The organism is Micromonospora sp. CA-244673, assembly GCF_050948395.1.
Taxonomy (GTDB): domain Bacteria; phylum Actinomycetota; class Actinomycetes; order Mycobacteriales; family Micromonosporaceae; genus Micromonospora.
Window position 1 is genome coordinate 6231832 of record NZ_CP192019.1, and the last position, 17422, is coordinate 6249253.

The following is a 17422-nucleotide window of genomic DNA, read 5'->3' on the forward strand; positions in this document are numbered from 1 at the left end:
ACGGGGACGGTCCGGCCTGCGGCGTCACTCGTCCCCATCGGAGCACTCCAGACCAGGAGCAGAACCATGAACGAGATCCGCAACAACTCGTCCGAGCAGCTCGCCGGCGCCGCCTGGCGCAAGAGCACCCGCAGCCAGACCTCGAACTGCGTGGAGGTCGCACCGCTGCGTACCGGACCGGAGGCGGTGGCCCTGCGGGACAGCAAGGACCCGCGCGGTCCGGTGCTGCTGTTCAACCGGGCCGGCTGGCTCGGCTTCATCGCCGGCGCGAAGAACGGCCAGTTCGACCTGAACTGATCCGGCGAGCTTCCGGGGGCCGTCGGCGCAGCGCCGGCGGCCCCTTGCGCGTCCGTCCCCGACAACGTGCCGACCTCGGGTCACCCGATCGGTCGACGCCGCGAACGATAGGCGGGTTTCACTTGCTGGGACGACGCACGGGCGTAACATGACGCAAGAGTGACGTGGAAGTTGCAGTCTGCATCCGTCCGTCCGCACCGGGGGCCACCATGCGGTTCCTGATCGTCCGCACCGAGATCCGTACCGCCGCCGACACCGACATCGCCGCCGCCTGGGCCGGCGGAGGTCGGCTGCGGGACGAGACCAGCGCGCCGGAACCGCGCCGCCAGGTCGTCCACGCCGAGGACCGGGACGCCGCCCTGCTGCTCGCCCGGGCGCTGTCCACCGTGGGAGCCGTCCGCGCCGGCCGGCACCGGGTCAAGGTGCTGCCCATCGAGGAACTGCACCCGGGTCACCCCTACCACTGGGGCGGCGCTTGACCCGCCACTGACGTCCGTCGCGACCGGACCGGCTCCCCCGCCGCGTTCCACGCCTTACCGGTCACGACGGCCCGTGTTCCCGGCCCGTGACCGCCGCGGCAACGACGGTCCGGGCCGGGACCGCGTCCAACGGTGTCCCCCAACGGCCAGCAGACCGCGCCTCCGCGCCTCCGCGCCTCCGCGCCTTCGTCCGCGCCGGACCGCGTCCGGCCCGTTGGGTCCGCCGGCGGCGGACCGCCGGTCAGCAGTGGCCGTCGAGCCAGCGGTGGACCAGGAAGAGGGCGATCGACGACGGTGGCGGGAGCACCAGGCGGTCGCCGCCCTCCACCCGGACCGGCTGGCCGGCCAGTGCGGCGCCGATCTCCCGCCGGGCGAACCAGCGGGCGTGGGCGATCTCGGCCGGGTCCACCCGGATCGGCGCGTCGGCGTCGGCGCGGGCCAGGAAGCCGAGCATCAGCGAGCCGGGGAACGGCCAGGACTGGCTGCCGGCGTACCCGATCTCCTCGACCGCGACGCCGACCTCCTCGCGGACCTCGCGCAGCACGGCGGCCTCGGCCGACTCCCCCGGCTCCACATAGCCGGCCAGGCAGGAGTAGCGGCGCTCACCCGGGGTGCTCGGCCAGGTGGCGTTGTTGCCCAGCAGACAGCGCCCGTCCGGGCCGTCCACGCCGTCGTGCACCAGCACGATCATCGCCGGGTCGGTGCGCGGCCAGATCCGGCCGCCGGCCGGGTCGACGCGGGACCAGCCGGCCTCGTCCACCTCGGTCGGCTGTCCGCTGGACGAGGAATAGCCGTGCCGGACGTGCCAGTTGAGCAGCGCCAGCGCGGTGGTGAAGATCCCGGCGTCGCGGTCGGTCAGCAGGTGGCCGACCTCGCGCAGGTTCACCCGGCGGGTGCCGGCCAGCTCGGGCAGCGGCCCGTCCACCGCGAAGACCGGCACGCCGTCCGCCTCGACGCCGAGGAACATCGGCACCGACCGGGGCACCTCGGGCAGCTCGCCGGAGCCGACCAGCACCAGCTCCGGCGGGGCCGTCGCGCCGCGAACCAGCGCGCGACCCTCGTCGGCCGAGTCCAGCACGAGCACCCGCGCCTGCTCCCAGGCCTCGGCGAGCCAGCCCGGGTCGGTCCGCCGGTGCGCCGCCCGGTCCAGCGCGGTCCGCGCCAGCGGTGGGGCGGGCTCGCCGGTCATGTGGACTCCGTGCGGACCGGGGCGAGCGCGGCGAGGCCGTCGGCGACCCGCTCGGCGTCGCCGAGCACCACGGTGACCGCCTGCGCCGGCGCGAGGTAGCGGGCCGCCGCCGCGGCCACGTCGTCCACGGTCGCCGCGGCCAGCCGGGCGGCGTGCTCGGCGAGGAAGTCCAGGCGCAGCCCGTTGCCGGCGTACGCGCTGGTCAGCGAGGCCAGCCCCGCCTGCGTGGACATGCCGAGCTGGAGCGTGCCGAGGGCGTACTGGCGGGCCTGCTCCAACTCGTCCGGCTTGGGCGGCAGGGCGGCCAGCCGGCCCAGCTCGTACATGGTCTCCAGCAGGGCGGGCGCGGTCACCTCCGTGGCCACCTCGGCGGCGGCGACCAGCACCGACCCGGCCACCGAGTGCTCGACCAGCGAGTGCGGCCCGTACGTGTAGCCCTTGTCCTCGCGGATGTTCTCCACCCAGCGGGAGGAGAAGTAGCCGCCGAAGAGCAGGTTGGCCAGCTGCAGCGCGGCGTGGTCGGGGTGGGTGCGGGGCACCGCGGGCAGGGCGATCCGCAGCGAGGACTGCACCGAGCCGGGCCGGTCGACCAGCAGCACCGGGCCGGGCTCCAGCGGCGGCGCGGGCGGCAGCTCGGCCGGCCGCCCCTCCCCCTTCCAGCCGGAGAGCGCCCGCTCCGCGGCGTCCAGCGCCTTCTCCGGCTGCACGTCGCCGACCAGCACCAGCACCGCGCCGGCCGGGTGCACCCGCTCGGCGTGCAGCCGCCGCAGCACCGGGGGCTTCACCGCGCGCACCTGGTCCGGCTCGGGGGTCTGCACCGCGTACGGGTGCCGGCCGTAGATCCGCTTGAGCAGCGCGGTGCGGGCCAGGTGGGCGGGCTGGCTCTGGGCGACCTGGATCCGGTCGACCAGCCGGTCCCGCTCGGTCTCCACCCAGTCGGCCGGGTAGGTGGCCCCGGTGAGCACCTCGGCGAGCAGCTCCAGCATCCGGTCCAGCCCGGTGACCAGGCCCGCACCGGAGAGCATGAGCCGGTCCGGGTCGATGCCGGCGGAGAGGCCGCCGCCGACCTTCTGCAACTCCGCGGCGAGCTGGGTCGCCGTGTAGGTCTCCGTGCCGGAGAGCAGGGTCTGCGCGAGCATCCCGCCGCGGGCCAGGTGGGTACGCCCGAACGGCATCCAGAGCCGCACCTCGACCAGCGGGATCGCGCTGCGGCGCACCGCGATCACGGTGAGGCCGTTGCCGAGCGTGCGCTGGGCCTGCTGCGGGAGCTTGAGCCTGCGGTTGGGGCCGAGCGCCGGCAGCGGCCGGTTGCCCGTCTCCACGGTTGCCGTCACTGAGCTTTCTCCGTTCGCGACTGCGGGGCTCGCAACCCCGGCTCACTCCTCGCGCTCACCGGGCCTTCTTCCGTTCGCGACTGCGGGGCTCGCAACCCCGGCTCACTCCTCGCGCTCACCGGGCCCTCTTCCGTTCGCGACTGCGGGGCTCGCAACCCCGGCTCACTCCTCGCGCTCACCGGGCACCGCCGGCGATGACCTCGATGGACGCGCGGCGCTCCGGCCGCAGGGTGGCGGCGGCGGCGCGGACCTGCTCGTCGGTCACCTCGCCGACCAGGCGGGGCAGCTCGTTGATGAGGCCCGGCTCGCCGCGCTGCTGTTCCAGGACGGCCATCCCGAGCGCCCGGCCGAGCACCGCGTCGGTGTCCCGCAGCAGGTGGGTGGCCATCCGCGCCTGGGTCCGGGCCAGCTCCCCCTCGGTCAGCCCGTCGGTGGCCAGCCGATCCAGTTCCTCGTCGACGGTGCGCAGCACCTTGTCCACGTCGCCGCCCGGCGGCAGGTGCGCCTGGAGCAGCAGCGCGGTGGGGTCGCGCACGTCGAACGGGTCGCCCATGAAGCCGAGGTAGCCGCCGAGGCTGGTGACCGAGCGGTCCCGCTGGACCAGCCGCTCGACCAGCCGGGAGGCGTCGCCGTCGGTGAGCACCTCGGCCAGCACCACGTACGGCAGGTAGCCGGTGAAGTCGGTCACCGGGTCGGGCACGCGCCAGGCGCCGGCCACGGCCGGCAGCGGGGCCAGTTTGTCGGTGTACGAGGTGCGCCGCTCCGCGGTGAGGTCGGGCTCGGTGAAGTCGGGCCGCTCCGGGGCGGGGCGGGCCGGCACGTCGCCGAAGTGTCGCTCGATGAGCGCGGTCGCCTCGGCCACGTCGACGTCCCCGCTCACGGCCAGGACAGCGTTGCCGCTGGCGTAGTAGCGGCGGAAGAAGTCGGCCGCGTCGCCGACGGTGGCCGACTCCAGGTCGTCGAAGGAGCCGTAGCCGTCGTGCGCGTTGGGGAAGGTGTCGAACATGACCGGTGGCAGGGTGAGCCAGGGGAACCCGCCGTACGGCCGGTTGAGCACGTTGACCCGGATCTCCTCCTTGACCACGTCGACCTGGTTGCGCAGGTTCTCCTCGGTCAGCCGAGGGCCGCGCATCCGGTCGGCCTCCAGGAAGAGCGCCCGCTCCAGTGCATTGCTGGGCAGGGTCTCGTAGTAGTCGGTGTAGTCCAGGTGGGTGGAGCCGTTGAAGGTGCCGCCGGCGCCCTGGACGTGCCGGAAGTGGGCCAGCTTCTCGAGGTTCTCGGAGCCCTGGAACATCAGGTGCTCGAAGAGGTGCGCGAAGCCGGTGCGGCCCTCCGGTTCGGAGCGGATGCCGACGTCGTAGACCACCGCCACCCCGATGACCGGGGCGCTGCGGTCGGGGGTGAGCACCACCCGCAGGCCGTTGTCGAGGGTGAACCGCTCGACCGGGTATTTCGTCGCTGGAATTCTCGCTCTCCGCGTCGGCACGTGATCGACCCTAACGCGTCGGCAGCGCCCGCACCGGCGGTGTGGGCGGGCCCACCGGACGGCGGTGTCGGCCGGGGGCCGACCGGTCTGGCCATCTCCACCGAACAGGTGGGAATTGCAGAGAATCCCCAGGTCGCGCGTCCCGGATCGCGGACGGGTCTTGACGCCGCCCACGGCCTGCCCCAGTCTTCCTACCAACTAAGTAGGAATACTGCGGATTGGATACACGATGAGACGGCTCCCCTTCCGCCGCCTGGTCACCCTGGCCACCCTCGCCGTGGTCGGCGCGGCCACCCTGGGCGCCACCGCGGCCTGCGGCGACGACAGCGACGACGCGGCCGGCGGCTCCGGTCCGGTCACCCTGCGGCTGGGCTACTTCCCGAACATCACCCACGCGCCCGCCGTGGTGGGCGTGGAGAAGGGCATCTTCAAGGAGAAGCTGGGCGGCGACGTCACGCTGGAGACCAAGACCTTCAACGCCGGGCCCGCGGCCATCGAGGCGGTCTTCTCCGGCGCGCTCGACGCCACGTACATCGGTCCGAACCCGACCGTGAACGCCTTCTCGAAGTCCAAGGGCGAGGCGGTCCGGGTGGTGTCCGGCGCCGCATCCGGCGGCGTCGCGCTCGTGGTGAAGCCGGAGATCACCTCGGCGGAGCAGCTGCGCGGCAAGAAGATCGCCACCCCGCAGCTCGGCAACACCCAGGACGTCGCGTTGCGCTACTGGCTCAAGGAGAAGGGCCTGCAGACCACCAAGGAGGGCGGCGGCGACGTCAAGGTGGTCCCCCAGGAGAACGCGCAGACCATCGAGACGTTCGCCAGCGGCGCCATCGACGGCGCGTGGGTGCCCGAGCCCTTCGTCTCCCGGCTGGTCAACGCGGGCGGCAAGGTGCTGGTCGACGAGCGCGACCTCTGGCCGGACAAGAAGTTCGTCATCACCAACCTGCTGGTCAGCACCAAGTTCCTCAAGGCGCACCCGGACGTGGTGAAGAAGCTGGTCGAGGGGCAGGTCGCGGCGAACGAGTTCGTCAACAGCAAGCCGGACGAGGCCCAGCAGGCCATCTCCGACCACATCGGCAAGATCACCGGCAAGCCGCTGGACCTCAAGCTGATCAAGCAGGCCTGGCCGACGCTGGAGTTCACCAACGACCCGATCCCGTCGTCGCTGAAGACCGGCCTGGACCACGCCGTCGCCGTCGGGCTGACCCAGCCGGTCGACCTGAACGGCCTCTACGACCTGAAGTACCTCAACGAGGTGCTCAAGGCCCAGGGCAAGACCGAGGTCGTCCAGCCGTGACGTCGACCACGACGACTCCGCGCAGCGCGACCGGCTCGGTCGCGCTGCGCGGCGTGACCAAGGTGTACGGCCAGGGCGAGCAGGCCGTCCTGGCGCTGGACGGGGTGTCGCTGGACGTCGCCCCCGGCGAGTTCGTCTGCCTGGTCGGCGCGTCCGGCTGCGGCAAGAGCACACTGCTCAACCTCGTCGCCGGCCTGGACCGCGCCAGCGGCGGCCGGATCGAGCTGGGCGAGGGAGTGAACCCCGGCCTGATGTTCCAGGAGCCGGCGCTGTTCCCGTGGCTCACCGTCGACGCCAACGTCGAGGTGCCGCTCAAGCTGCGCGGGCTGCCCCGGGACGAGCGCAAGGCCCGGGTCGCCGAGCTGCTGCGCACGGTCCACCTGTCCGACTTCGGCCGCAAGCGCCCGCACCAGCTCTCCGGCGGCATGCGGCAGCGGGTCGCGCTGGCCCGCACCCTCGCCCTGGACACCCCGGTGCTGCTGATGGACGAGCCGTTCGGCGCGCTCGACGCGATGACCCGGGACATCCTGCACGACGAGCTGGAACGAATCTGGTCCGAGCGGAAGCTCACCGTTCTCTTCGTGACCCACAACGTCCGCGAGGCGGCCCGGCTCGCCGACCGGATCATCCTGCTGTCCAGCCGGCCCGGCCGGATCATCTACTCCACCGAGGTCGAGGTGCCGCGACCCCGGCGGATCGACTCGCCGGAGATCGCGGCCATCGCCGCCGAGGTCACCGACCGGCTGCGTACGGAGGTGGGCCGCCATGGCCAGTGACACCCTCGCCGGGGCGCCGCGCACCGACGCGGAGATCTCCGGCCTCGACGCCCTGGAGATCGCCGGGCGGGAGAAGGCGCCGTCCCGGCTGCGCCGGCTCTGGTCGGCCACCTGGCCCAAACTGGCCGCGCTGGCCCTGGCCATCGCCCTCTGGCAGGCCGTGGTCTGGAGCGGCTGGAAGGACCCGTGGGCACTGCCCGGCCCGGCGCCGGTCTTCGCGGACCTCGGCCACTACGCGCTCAGCTCGGCGCTCTGGGAGGGTCTGGCCACCACCGCGCGCCGGGCCGCCGTGGGCTTCGCCGCCGCGGTCGCCGTCGGGCTGCTGCTCGGCCTGGCCGTGGCCCGGGTGAAGGTGCTCCGCGCCGCGCTCGGCTCGATGATCACCGCGTTGCAGACCATGCCGTCGATCGCCTGGTTCCCCCTCGCGATCCTGCTCTTCCAGCTCAGCGAGCAGGCCATCTTCTTCGTGGTGGTGCTCGGGGCGGCGCCGTCGGTCGCCAACGGCGTCATTCACGGCGTCGACTACGTGCCGCCGCTGCTGGTCCGGGCCGGCCGCAACCTCGGCGCCCGGGGGCTGAACCTCTACCGGTACGTGATCGCGCCGGCCGCGCTGCCCGCCATCGTGGCGGGGCTCAAGCAGGGCTGGGCGTTCGCCTGGCGCAGCCTCATGGCCGGCGAGCTGCTGGTGGTCATCGCCACCCGCACGTCGATCGGCGCGCAGCTCACCTACGCCCGGGAGCTGAGCGAGGCCACCCGGCTGATGGCCATCATGATCGTCATCCTGGTGGTGGGCATCGCGGTGGACGCCGCGTTCGGTGCCGCCGACAAGGCGATCCGCCGCCGGTGGGGCGTGCTGGACCAGGCCGGCAACTGACGCCGTGTACGTCTCCGCGCGCGCCGACTACGCGCTCCGGGCCATGCTCGCCGTCGCCGACAACGCCGGGTCCACCGGCGACGGTGGGCTCGGTGGCGGCGAGCTGGTCAAGGCGGCGAGCCTGGCCGAGCGCCAGGGCATCCCGCTCAGCTTCCTCCAGGGCATCCTGCTCGACCTGCGGCGGGCCGGGCTGCTGCACAGCCACCGCGGCACCGAGGGCGGGTACGCGCTCACCCGCCCGCCTGCCGAGATCAGCGTGGGCGACGTGCTACGGGCGGTCGGCGGCGCGCTGACCAGCGTGCGAGGCATGCCCGCCGACCGGGCCGGCTACCACGGGGTGGCCGCCGGCCTGCGGGACGTCTGGCTGGCGGTGGACGGCGCCATCGCCCTGGTGGTCGACCGGACCACCCTCGCCGACCTGCTGGCCGACCGCGCGGCGGCGTCCTGACCGAACCGGCCGGGATCGGGCCGCGGGTGCGACGCGGCCCGGCCTCAGCTCCGCGAGGTGGCGGTGTCCGGTGGGCCGGACGGCGCCACCTCGCCGAGCCGAGGGCGGCGGATCAGCGGCGACGCGGGCGGCGGGACCGGGCCGGCCGCGAGGCCTGAGCCGGGTGGGGCGCGGGCGGCGCGGCGAGGGTGACGGGGACGCCGGTGGGCTGGCGGGCGCCGGTGACGCGGGCCAGTTCCTCGTCGCCGGGGCGTACCCGGGCGGTCTGCGGGGTGATGCCCGCGACGGTCATCAGCCGGGAGACGTCCCGGCGCTGCTCCGGCAGGACCAGGGTGACCACGGTGCCGGACTCCCCCGCCCGGGCGGTCCGACCGCCCCGGTGCAGGTAGTCCTTCGCCTCGCTGGGCGGGTCGGCGTTGACCACCAGGTCCAGCCCGTCGACGTGGATGCCCCGGGCCGCCACGTCGGTGGCCACCAGGGCGGTGACCTGGCCGGTGCGGAACTGCTCCAGGATCCGGGTGCGCTGCGGCTGGGTCTTGCCGCCGTGCAGCGCGGCGGCGCGTACGCCCTTGGCGAGCAGTTGGCGGGCGACGCGGTCGGCGCGGTGCTTGGTCGCCATGAACAGGATGGTGCGTCCCTCGCGGGCGGCGATGTGGGCCAGCGCGGCCGGCTTGTCCTCCGCCTCGACGTGCAGCACGTGGTGGGTCATCGCGGTCACCGTGGCGGTGCCCGGGTCGACGGAGTGCGAGACCGGGCGGTTCAGGAAGCGGCGGACCAGCTTGTCCACGCCGCCGTCCAGGGTGGCCGAGAAGAGCATCCGCTGCCCGTTCGGGGCGACCTGCTCCAGCAGCTTCGTGACCTGCGGCAGGAAGCCCATGTCGGCCATCTGGTCGGCCTCGTCGAGCACGGTGACGGCCACGTCGTCCAGCCGGGCGTCACGCCGGTCGATCAGGTCGTGCAGCCGGCCCGGGGTGGCCACCAGCACCTCGGCGCCGGAACGCAGCGCGTCCGCCTGCCGCTGGAGGGACAGCCCGCCGACCACGGTGGCGCAGCGCAGCCCGAGCGCCCGGGCGTACGGGGTGAGCGCCGCCGTGACCTGCTGGGCCAGCTCGCGGGTGGGCACCAGCACGAGCGCCAGCGGGCGACCGGGGCGGGCGCGGTGGCCGGCCGTGCGGTGCAGCAGCGGCAGCCCGAAGGCGAGCGTCTTGCCCGAGCCGGTGCGCCCGCGGCCGAGCACGTCACGGCCGGCCAGCGAGTCCGGCAGGGTCGCCGCCTGGATCGGGAACGGCTCGGTGATGCCCTGCGCGGTCAGTTCGGTGACCAGCGCCGGAGCCAGGCCGGTGGCGGCGAAGGTGGGGACGGTCATGGTCATGCGGAAAGCCTTCCTCGACGCGGCACGTGTCGAGGAAGGGCGCCGCGGGGCGGCGCGTCACCGGCGTCACCGGTGGTCACAAGCACGAACCGAAAGGTACGGGCCGGCCCGCCGCAGCACGCCACCTCCCGCAGAGCGGGTGGGCTGCGCGGCGGACCGGCCCGTCACCGCGCCCGGGGGGCGCGATGGGTGTTACGGATTGATCCGAAGATCAGAGCGGACGGATGTTCTCCGCCTGCGGGCCCTTCTGGCCCTGGGTCACCTCGAACTCGACCCGCTGGTTCTCGTCCAGGCTCCGGTAGCCGGAGGTCTGGATCGCCGAGAAGTGGGCGAAGACGTCGGCGCCGCCGTCGTCGGGGGTGATGAAGCCGAAGCCCTTGTCAGCGTTGAACCACTTGACGGTGCCAATTGCCATGTGTTTCGTCTCCTTGACGGAACGTTCGGACCCGCACCTGTTGCGGACCGAAGAGGAGCACACCACGCGTGGTGCGCGGCATGCCTGTCGCTGCTGGTCGCCCCGCCCGGAGAACTCCGGACACAACAAAGAGCGCCTGGGGCCACAATCCGCCAGGCGCACACAGAGTCTCTGGAAACCAAAACTGCAACGCGCCTAACCTACCACGATCTCCGCAACGCCGCGCCCTCTGTCGGAAATTCCGGCACGGCGGCGACGAGCGCGGTCAGCCCGGCGGCGTCGAGCAGGTCGGCGGGGCGCACGGTCACACCGTCCCGGACGTAGTGGAAGGCGGCGCCGACCCGCTCGACCGGCACCCCGGCCAGCTCCGCCCAGGCCAGCCGGTAGACGGCGAGCTGCACGGCCGCCGCCTCGGCCTCCCGCCCGCCGGGCTGCCGGCCGGTCTTCCAGTCCACCACGTCGTAGCGGCCGCCGGGGCGGGCGAAGACGGCGTCCATCCGACCCCGGACCACCACCCCGGCGATCACTGTGGCGAAGGGCACCTCCACCTCCACCGGCACCCGGTCGGCCCACTCACTGGCCAGGAAGCGCTCCTGGAGTTCGGTGAGCGCGTCGTCCGGGGCGGCGTCCTCGTCGGCCGCACCGGGCAGCTCGTCCACATCGAGCAGCCGGTCGGCGCCGAAGCGCTGCTCCAGCCAGGTGTGGAAGGCGGTGCCCCGCCGGGCGTACGGGTTGGGCTCGGTGGGCATCGGCCGGCGCAGCGTCCGGGCCAGGGCCTCCGGGTCACGGCGCAGCGCCACGAGCTGCGTCACCGACAGGTGTCCGGGCAGCTCCACCTCGACCGCCTCGGCCCGCCGGGCCAGCTCGGCCCGTTCGGCAAGGAGCAGGTCCGCCTCCCGCCGCCAGCGGGCCACCTCGGCATCCTCGACGGGCGCCGAAGTGCCGGCGGCCTCGGCGAGCGCCGAGGTGCCGGTGTCCGCCGAGGTGCCGGCGTCCGCCGCGGGCGCCGAGGTGTCGGCGTCCTCCGCGGGCGCCGAGGTGTCGGCGTCCTCCGCGGGCGCCGAGGTGTCGGCGTCCTCCGCGGGCGCCGAGGTGTCGGCGTCCTCGGCGGGTGCCGGCGCGGGCGCCGGGGCCAGCAGGGCCTCCTCGCGGCGGGCCGCCTCGGGGTCGGCCAGGCAGCGGCGGACCAGGGCGGCCGCCTCGGCCAGCGCCGGACGGCGGGCGCCGAGCGGGTCGGCCGGCCACTCCGCCCGCAGCACCGTCTCGGTGGTCGGGTTGACCGCGTCACCGGCCGGCTCGGGCGCCCAGGCGTCGACCAGGTGGCCGTCCGCGCCGGCCAGGCAGGCGTCGTGCACCTCGCGGAGGAAGACCGAGGGGCCGCGGAACCTCTTCGTCCCCTCCCCCCACCAGTAGCCGGAGCAGAGCAGCAGCCGGCGGGGACGGGTCACCGCCACGTACGCCAGCCGGCGCTCCTCCCGCTCGTCGTGCGCCCGCCAGGCGTCGGTGAAGTCCTCCACCGCCCGGGCCACCCCGCGCTGGTCCTCCGCCCCGTCAAGGCCCAGCTCGGGCAGCCCGTCGGCGTCGCCGCGCAGCGGGAACGGCAGCACGCCGAGCCCGCCCAGCCAGTGATCGGAGTTGCGCACCGGCCCCGGCCAGACGCCCCGGGCGAGCCCGGCCACCGACACCACGTCCCACTCCAGGCCCTTGGCGGCGTGCGCGGTGAGGATCTGCACCGCGCCTTCCACCACCTCGACCTCACCCGGGGTGAGGCCGCGCTCCTCGTCCTCGGCGGCGGCCAGGTAGGCGAGGAACCCGGCGAGGGTGGCGCCGGGCGTCTCGCCGCTGAACCGGGCGGCCACGTCGCCGAGCGCGTCCAGGTGGGCACGGGCCAGGCCGGCGTCGCCGGCGCCGTCCCGGCCGGCCCGGACCGCCACCTCCACGTCCAGGCCGATGGTCCGCTCGATGTCCGCGATCAGCTCCGGCAGCGACTGGTCCAGCCGGTAGCGCAGCAGCGCCAGCTCCATCCCGTACGACCGCAGCCGCGCGAACCCCTCCGCCGAGTACGCCTGCGCCGGCCCCAGGTCGGCCAGCGCCTCGACGAGGGTGGCCTCGTCCAGCGCGTCCACGGTGATCTCCGGCCCGTCGTCGCCGGTCACCTCCCGGCGGGCCCGCGCGATGGCCCGGGCCCGCCGGTGCAGGGCGACCAGGTCGCGCGGCCCGATCCGCCAGCGGGCGCCGGTGAGCAGCCGCAGCAGCGCCGCCCCGTCGGTCGGGTCGGCGAGCACCCGCAGCGTGCAGACCACGTCCCGGATCTCGGGGGTGTCCAGCAGGCCGCCCAGTCCGACCACGTCGACGGGCAGCCCGCGGGCGCGCAGCGCCGCCTCGACGGCCGGGATCTGGCTGCGCAGCCGGACCAGCACAGCGGTGGTGGGGCGCCGGCGCGCCGGGATGTGCTCGGGCAGCGCGTCCGGCATCCCGGCCGCGCCGCGCCAGGCGGCCAGCACGCTGTCGGCGATCCAGTCGGCCTCGTCGGCGTACGTCTCCAGCAGCGCGCAGTGCACGGTGCCGGCGGCCCGCCCGCCGGGGCTGCGGTGCGGGATCGGGTCGCGGACGCTGAGCGCGGCGTGCAGCTCCGGCACCCGGGCGCCGGCCGCCCGCAGCGGCACCGACAGCGCGTTGGCGACGCCGAGGATTTCGGGGCGGTTGCGCCAGCTCGTGGTGAGGCTGAGCACCTCGGCGGGGGCGCCGTCGGTGCGGGCGAACTCGGTGGGGAACCGGTCCAACGTGCCGGCGCTGGCGCCGCGCCAGCCGTAGATGGACTGGCAGGGGTCGCCCACCGCGGTGACCGGGTGGCCGCCGCCGAACAGCGCGTTGAGCAGCACCACCTGGGCGTGGCTGGTGTCCTGGTACTCGTCGAGCAGCACCACCCGGAACCGGTCCCGCTCGATCACCCCCACGCCGGGGTGGTCGCGGGCCACCCGCGCGGCCCGGGCCAACTGGTCGGCGAAGTCCATCGCCTCGAAGTCGTCCTTGCGCCGGGCGTACGCGCGGACCAGCGGCAGCAGCTTCAGCCGGGTCTGCTGGAGCTGGAGGGCCTTACGCACGTCGGCGTAGACCCGCCCCGGGCGAGACTGCACCGCGGCGAAGAACCGGCCGGTCCAGGCGGCCAGCTCGTCCGGGTCGACCAGGTGCTCGTCCAGCTCCCCGGCCAGGGCGAGGACCGCGTCGGTGATGGTCGACGGCATCCGGTCCACCTCGGACATGTCGCCGTCGTAGTTGCGTACCAGCAGGTCGACGAGCTGCCAGCGGGACGCCTCGGTGAGCAGGCGGGTGGTCGGCTCGTAGCCGGCCCGGAGCCCGTGCTCGGTGACGATCCGGCCCGCGTAGGAGTGGTAGGTGGAGACGGTCGGCTCGCCCGCCAGGGGGTCCTCGTGCGGGTCCCGGCCCTGCCGGCCGAGCCGGCGGATCAGCTGGTCGAGCCGGGTGCGTACCCGGTGCGCCAGCTCGCCGGCCGCCTTGCGGGTGAAGGTGAGGCCGAGGATCTGTTCGGGGCGGACGTAGGAGTTGGCGACCAGCCAGACCACCCGGGCGGCCATCGTCTCGGTCTTGCCCGAGCCGGCGCCCGCGACGACCAGCAGCGGCTCCACGGGCGCGGCGATGATCGCCGCCTGTTCCCGGGTGGGCGCCGGCAGCCGGAGCAGCCGGGCCAGCTCGACCGGGGTGTAGCGGGGGCCCGCGTCGGCGCTCCGGGGCGTCGGGGTGGCGGTGGCGCCGAAAAGCGTCGGCTGGGTCGTCATGTGTGCTCCGCGGGGGGCTCGACGACCTGGCGGCCCTGCCCGGAGACCGGGCAGCTCGTGCGCACCGGGCAGACCCGGCACTTCGAGTTGGCGACGGCGGCGAAGGTGGCGGCGGCCATCGTGTCGGCGGTGCGCCGGACCAGCGCGGTGGCCCAACCCGCCTCGGGGCCCTCCCCGGCGGCCGCCTGGGACTGCTCCTTGGCGTCCTTCGCGCCGGTGCCTAGCTGCACGAGCGCGGCGCCCCCGGACTCCTCGCCGAACTCGGCGAACGCTCCCGCCTCCACGGCCGCCTGGTAGGCGCCGAGCTGCGGGTGCTCGGCCACCTCCCGCTCGGTGACCGCGGTGGACTTGCCGGTCTTCAGGTCGATCACCACGAGCCGCCCGTCGGCGTCGACCTCCAGCCGGTCGACCCGGCCGGTCAGCTCGACCGGCCGGCGCGGGTCGTCGAGGCGGACCGCGAACTCGTGCTCGATGGCGAGCAGCCGCCGGGGGTTGCCGGCCAGCCAGCGCAGCAGCTTGTCCACCATGGCCTCGGCGCGGGACCGTTCCGGGCCGACCATCCAGCGGGCGGCCAGCTCGATGGCGTCGAACCGGGCGGCCACGTACTCCAGCAGGGCGGTCCGGTCGACGCTCGCGTCCTCGGCCAGCATGGCGGCGGCGTGCACCAGGTTGCCGACCCCCTGCGCGGCGCTGGCCGGGGCGCTGCCGCCGTGCCGTTCCAGCAGCCAGCGCAGGCTGCACCGCAACGCGCTCTCCATGGCCGACGGCGTGACCCGGACCGGCTCGCCCTCGTCGACCAGCGGCCGGTCGTCGGAGAGGCCGCGCAGCCCCCACCAGTCGTCCGGGTGTGCGCCGGGTACTCCGGCGGCGGCCAGCCGGGCCAGCTCGGCCGCCGCCGCGCGCCGCCGGGTGACCGGCGCCGCCGGGTCGGTGATCGCGGTACGCAGCTCCGCCACCAGCGCGGACAGGGTGAGCCCGCGCGGCGGCAGGGTGACCGGCAGCGCGCCGGGCGCCCCGTCCTGCGGGTCCTCGTCCCCGGCGGGCACCGGCCCATCCGACACCGGCACGCTCAGTGCGGCGCCGTCGCCAGGTCGTCCGGCCACGGTGGCGGGAATCGCGGCGGCGCGGTCGCCGGCACGCCGGTCCCGTCCCCGACCGGCTGCACCGGTCGAGGCGCCGCCGCTGGTCGGGCCGTCCGGGCGGGGTCCCGGGTCCGGGCCGGGTGGGACGGTGCCGCCTCCGCCCACGGCGGGCGGGTCGGTGGCGGCCAGCTCGTGCAGGAAGCGGCTGGGCTGCTCCTCGTGGTCGTCGCCGCCGACCGCCGCCGAGGCGACCGCGGTGACCAGCAACCGCCGCCGGGCCCGGCTGACGGCGACGTGGAACAGCCGGCGCTCCTCGTCCAGCAGTGCCGAGGTCTGCCCCACCAGGCTGGCCCGCAGCCCGGCGCCGTCGGCGCGGCCGGCGAGCACGTCGACCAGCCGCTCCGAGCCGAGCAGGCTGCCGCGCAGCCGAAGGTCGGGCCAGACGCCCTCCTGCACGCCGGCGACCGCCACGAGGTCCCACTCCAGGCCCTTGGCCGCGTGCGCGGTGAGCAGGCGGACCGCCTCACCCCGGTCGGCGCTGGCGGCGAGGGTGTCGGCCGGCAGCTCCTGCCCGAGCACGTGGTCGAGGAAGACCTCGGTGCGTGCGCCGGGCAGCCGGTCGGTGAACCGCGCCGCCGCGTCGAAGAGCACCATGACGGCGTCGAGGTCGCGGTCAGCGGCCTCGGCACGCCAGCGCTGCGCGGTCTCGTGCTCGCCGGTGGCGGCCCGGCCCCGGGTGATCGCCCCGGCCCAGCGCTCGGCGAGGCCGCTCTCCCGCCAGACCGCCCAGAGCACGTCCTCGGCGGTCGCGCCGGGCGCTGCGGCGGCCTGCCGGGCGGTGTCCAGCAGGTGCGCCACGGTCTGCGCCGGGGCCGCCCAGCGCCGCTCGACGGCGGCCAGCTCGGCCGGATCGCGCAGCGCCTCCACGATCAGCTCGCCGGAGGGGCGGCGGTCGCCGGCGGCCAGCGCGAGCGCGCGCAGCCCCTGGCGCAGCCGCCGCTCGGCGAGCGGGTCCGCGCCGCCGAGCGGCGAGTGCAGCAGGGCGACCGCCGACTCCTCGTCGAGCCGGTCGGGGTCGAGCGCGCAGCGGAGCAGGAGCAGCAGCGGGGCAACCCCGGGCTGGAGGTGCAGCGGCAGGTCCTCGCCGTGCACCACGGTCGGCACCCCGGCGGTGTGCAGGGCGCGCCGCAGCGAGGGCAGCTGCCGGCCGGTGGAGCGGACCAGCACCGCCATCCGGGACCAGGGCACGCCGTCGAGCAGGTGCGCCTCGCGCAGCGCGTGGGCCAGCCAGGCGGACTCGCTGGTGGCCGAGCGGAAGGTGCGGACGTCCACGGTGGCCGGCGGAGCGTCGGGGAGCGGGCGCAGCCGGCGGTGCGCCGCCGGGCCGCGCAGCCGGCGGGCCAGCCGGGCTGTCGCCGCCAGCAGCTCCGGGCCGGCCCGGTAGGAGGTGGTCAGCGTGACCTGGGCCGCCGGTGCGCCGGAGGCGGTGCGGAACCGGTGGGGGAAGGTGGTGACCCCGGCCGGGTCGGCGCCGCGGAAGGCGTACGTGGAGGAGTCCGGGTCGGCGAAGGCGACCAGGGACTTGCCGCCACCGGCCACGACGGCGAGCAGGTCGAGCTGGGCGGGGTCGGTGTCGGCAAGCTCGTCGACGTAGACGTGGGCGAGCCGGCGGCGCTCGGCGGCCAGCAGCTCCGGGTCGTCGAGCAGCATGCCGGTGGCGGCCCGGACCAGCTCGGCCGGGTCGTAGGCGATCGAACCCCGGTTGCTCACGTCGCGCAGGGCGAGGACGGCCACGTACTCCCGGAGGAAGCGGGCGGCGGCCGGCCAGTCGGCGCGGCCCAGCTTCTCGCCCAGCCGCGCCAGCTCGACCGGGCCGACGCCCCGCTCGGCGGCGCGCATCAGCAGGTCGCGGAGCTGCTGGGCGAACGCCCGGGTGCGCAGCGCCGGGCGCAGGTCCTCCGGCCAGCCGACCGGGTCGTCGGCCGGCTCCTCGCCCACGATGTCGAGCAGCTCGCGGATGATGAGGTCCTGCTCGGGGCCGGTGAGCAGCCGGGGCGAGGGTTCGCCGCGCTCGGCGGCGGCCCGGCGGAGCAGCCCGAAGGCGTACGCCGGGAAGGTGCGGACCAGCGGCTCGCGGACCACGCGGTGACCGTCGCCGGCGATCCGCGCCTCGATCCGGTGGCGCAGGTCGGTGGCGCCCCGCCGGCCGAAGGTGAGCACCAGGACGTGTTCCGGGTCGACACCCTCGGCCACCCGGGCGGCGACCGCCTCGACCAGGGTGGCGGTCTTGCCGGTGCCGGGGCCGCCGACGACCAGCATGGGCCCGTCGGTGTGCGCGACAACTTCGGCCTGCACGGGATCCGGCCGGGGCGACGGCGGGTGTGCGGCATCGCCCGCGGACCCCCCGGATCGCGGCTCCGCCTCGGCCGGCCCGTCGGACCGACCACCCCCCTGCCCCGCCCCGGCGTCGCGGGAGACCCCCGTCCCCGCGTCACCGGCCCGGCGCACCAGCCGATACGCCTGCATCCCCGACATCCCACCACGCCGGTACGACACCAGAAAACCCGCCGCCGTCCCCC

The 17422-nt window shown here is 75.4% G+C and carries 12 protein-coding genes and 1 pseudogene; 6 read left to right on the forward strand and 7 right to left on the reverse strand.

Going from position 1 to position 17422, the window contains the following annotated elements; genetic code table 11:
• Positions 1-66 precede the first annotated feature (66 nt).
• Together ACQP12_RS28600 and ACQP12_RS28605 are read left to right on the forward strand one after the other, a co-directional pair.
• Positions 67-297 carry a DUF397 domain-containing protein gene (locus ACQP12_RS28600; RefSeq protein ID WP_357938418.1) on the forward strand — a complete coding sequence of 77 codons (231 nt, stop codon included), beginning with the start codon at positions 67-69 and terminating at the stop codon, positions 295-297.
• Positions 298-506: 209 nt separating this feature from the next.
• Entirely contained in the window at positions 507-776 is a 270-nt protein-coding gene (locus ACQP12_RS28605; protein WP_357938420.1) for a hypothetical protein, read from the forward strand.
• Positions 777-1017: 241 nt separating this feature from the next.
• Here ACQP12_RS28605 and nudC read toward each other — a convergent pair whose 3' ends face one another.
• From nudC to ACQP12_RS28620, 3 genes are all read right to left on the reverse strand, one after another.
• Positions 1018-1965: an NAD(+) diphosphatase gene (nudC, locus tag ACQP12_RS28610; RefSeq protein WP_433283302.1), complete on the reverse strand. Its 948-nt coding sequence runs from the start codon at positions 1963-1965 to the stop codon at positions 1018-1020.
• Positions 1962-3299 (reverse strand): M16 family metallopeptidase, encoded by a 1338-nt coding sequence (locus ACQP12_RS28615; RefSeq protein ID WP_433283303.1) that lies wholly within the window; start codon positions 3297-3299, stop codon positions 1962-1964. Before ACQP12_RS28615 ends, nudC begins: the two co-directional genes overlap by 4 nt.
• Before the next feature lie 175 nt (positions 3300-3474).
• On the reverse strand, positions 3475-4785 hold the full coding sequence (locus tag ACQP12_RS28620; RefSeq protein ID WP_433283304.1) for a M16 family metallopeptidase: 1311 nt from the start codon (positions 4783-4785) through the stop codon (positions 3475-3477).
• A 229-nt stretch (positions 4786-5014) separates the two neighbouring features.
• On the opposite strand from ACQP12_RS28620, the gene ACQP12_RS28625 reads away from it, so the two are divergent.
• Genes ACQP12_RS28625 through ACQP12_RS28640 form a run of 4 tightly spaced genes read left to right on the forward strand, consistent with a single transcriptional unit; the run spans position 5015 to position 8177 of the window.
• Positions 5015-6079, forward strand: coding sequence for an ABC transporter substrate-binding protein (locus ACQP12_RS28625; protein ID WP_357938429.1), 1065 nt, complete (start codon positions 5015-5017; stop codon positions 6077-6079).
• Positions 6076-6855: an ABC transporter ATP-binding protein gene (locus ACQP12_RS28630; protein ID WP_433283305.1), complete on the forward strand. Its 780-nt coding sequence runs from the start codon at positions 6076-6078 to the stop codon at positions 6853-6855. The genes ACQP12_RS28625 and ACQP12_RS28630 overlap by 4 nt, the downstream gene beginning before the upstream one ends.
• Entirely contained in the window at positions 6845-7729 is an 885-nt protein-coding gene (locus ACQP12_RS28635; protein ID WP_357938433.1) for an ABC transporter permease, read from the forward strand. The genes ACQP12_RS28630 and ACQP12_RS28635 overlap by 11 nt, the downstream gene beginning before the upstream one ends.
• A 4-nt stretch (positions 7730-7733) precedes the next feature.
• Positions 7734-8177, forward strand: a complete 444-nt coding sequence (locus ACQP12_RS28640; RefSeq protein ID WP_357938435.1) for an RrF2 family transcriptional regulator — start codon at positions 7734-7736, stop codon at positions 8175-8177.
• On the opposite strand, the pseudogene ACQP12_RS28645 reads toward ACQP12_RS28640, so the two are convergent.
• The 4 genes and pseudogenes from ACQP12_RS28645 to ACQP12_RS28660 form a co-directional block, all read right to left on the reverse strand.
• A pseudogene (locus ACQP12_RS28645) lies at positions 8151-9549 on the reverse strand (DEAD/DEAH box helicase); the annotation flags it as partial. The gene ACQP12_RS28640 and the pseudogene ACQP12_RS28645 overlap by 27 nt on opposite strands.
• A 211-nt stretch (positions 9550-9760) precedes the next feature.
• Entirely contained in the window at positions 9761-9964 is a 204-nt protein-coding gene (gene cspE / locus ACQP12_RS28650) for a transcription antiterminator/RNA stability regulator CspE (protein WP_013288421.1), read from the reverse strand.
• Positions 9965-10164: 200 nt separating this feature from the next.
• On the reverse strand, positions 10165-13761 hold the full coding sequence (locus tag ACQP12_RS28655) for a UvrD-helicase domain-containing protein (protein ID WP_433283306.1): 3597 nt from the start codon (positions 13759-13761) through the stop codon (positions 10165-10167).
• Positions 13758-17369 (reverse strand): ATP-dependent helicase, encoded by a 3612-nt coding sequence (locus ACQP12_RS28660; RefSeq protein ID WP_433283307.1) that lies wholly within the window; start codon positions 17367-17369, stop codon positions 13758-13760. The genes ACQP12_RS28655 and ACQP12_RS28660 overlap by 4 nt, the downstream gene beginning before the upstream one ends.
• Positions 17370-17422: the final 53 nt, after the last annotated feature.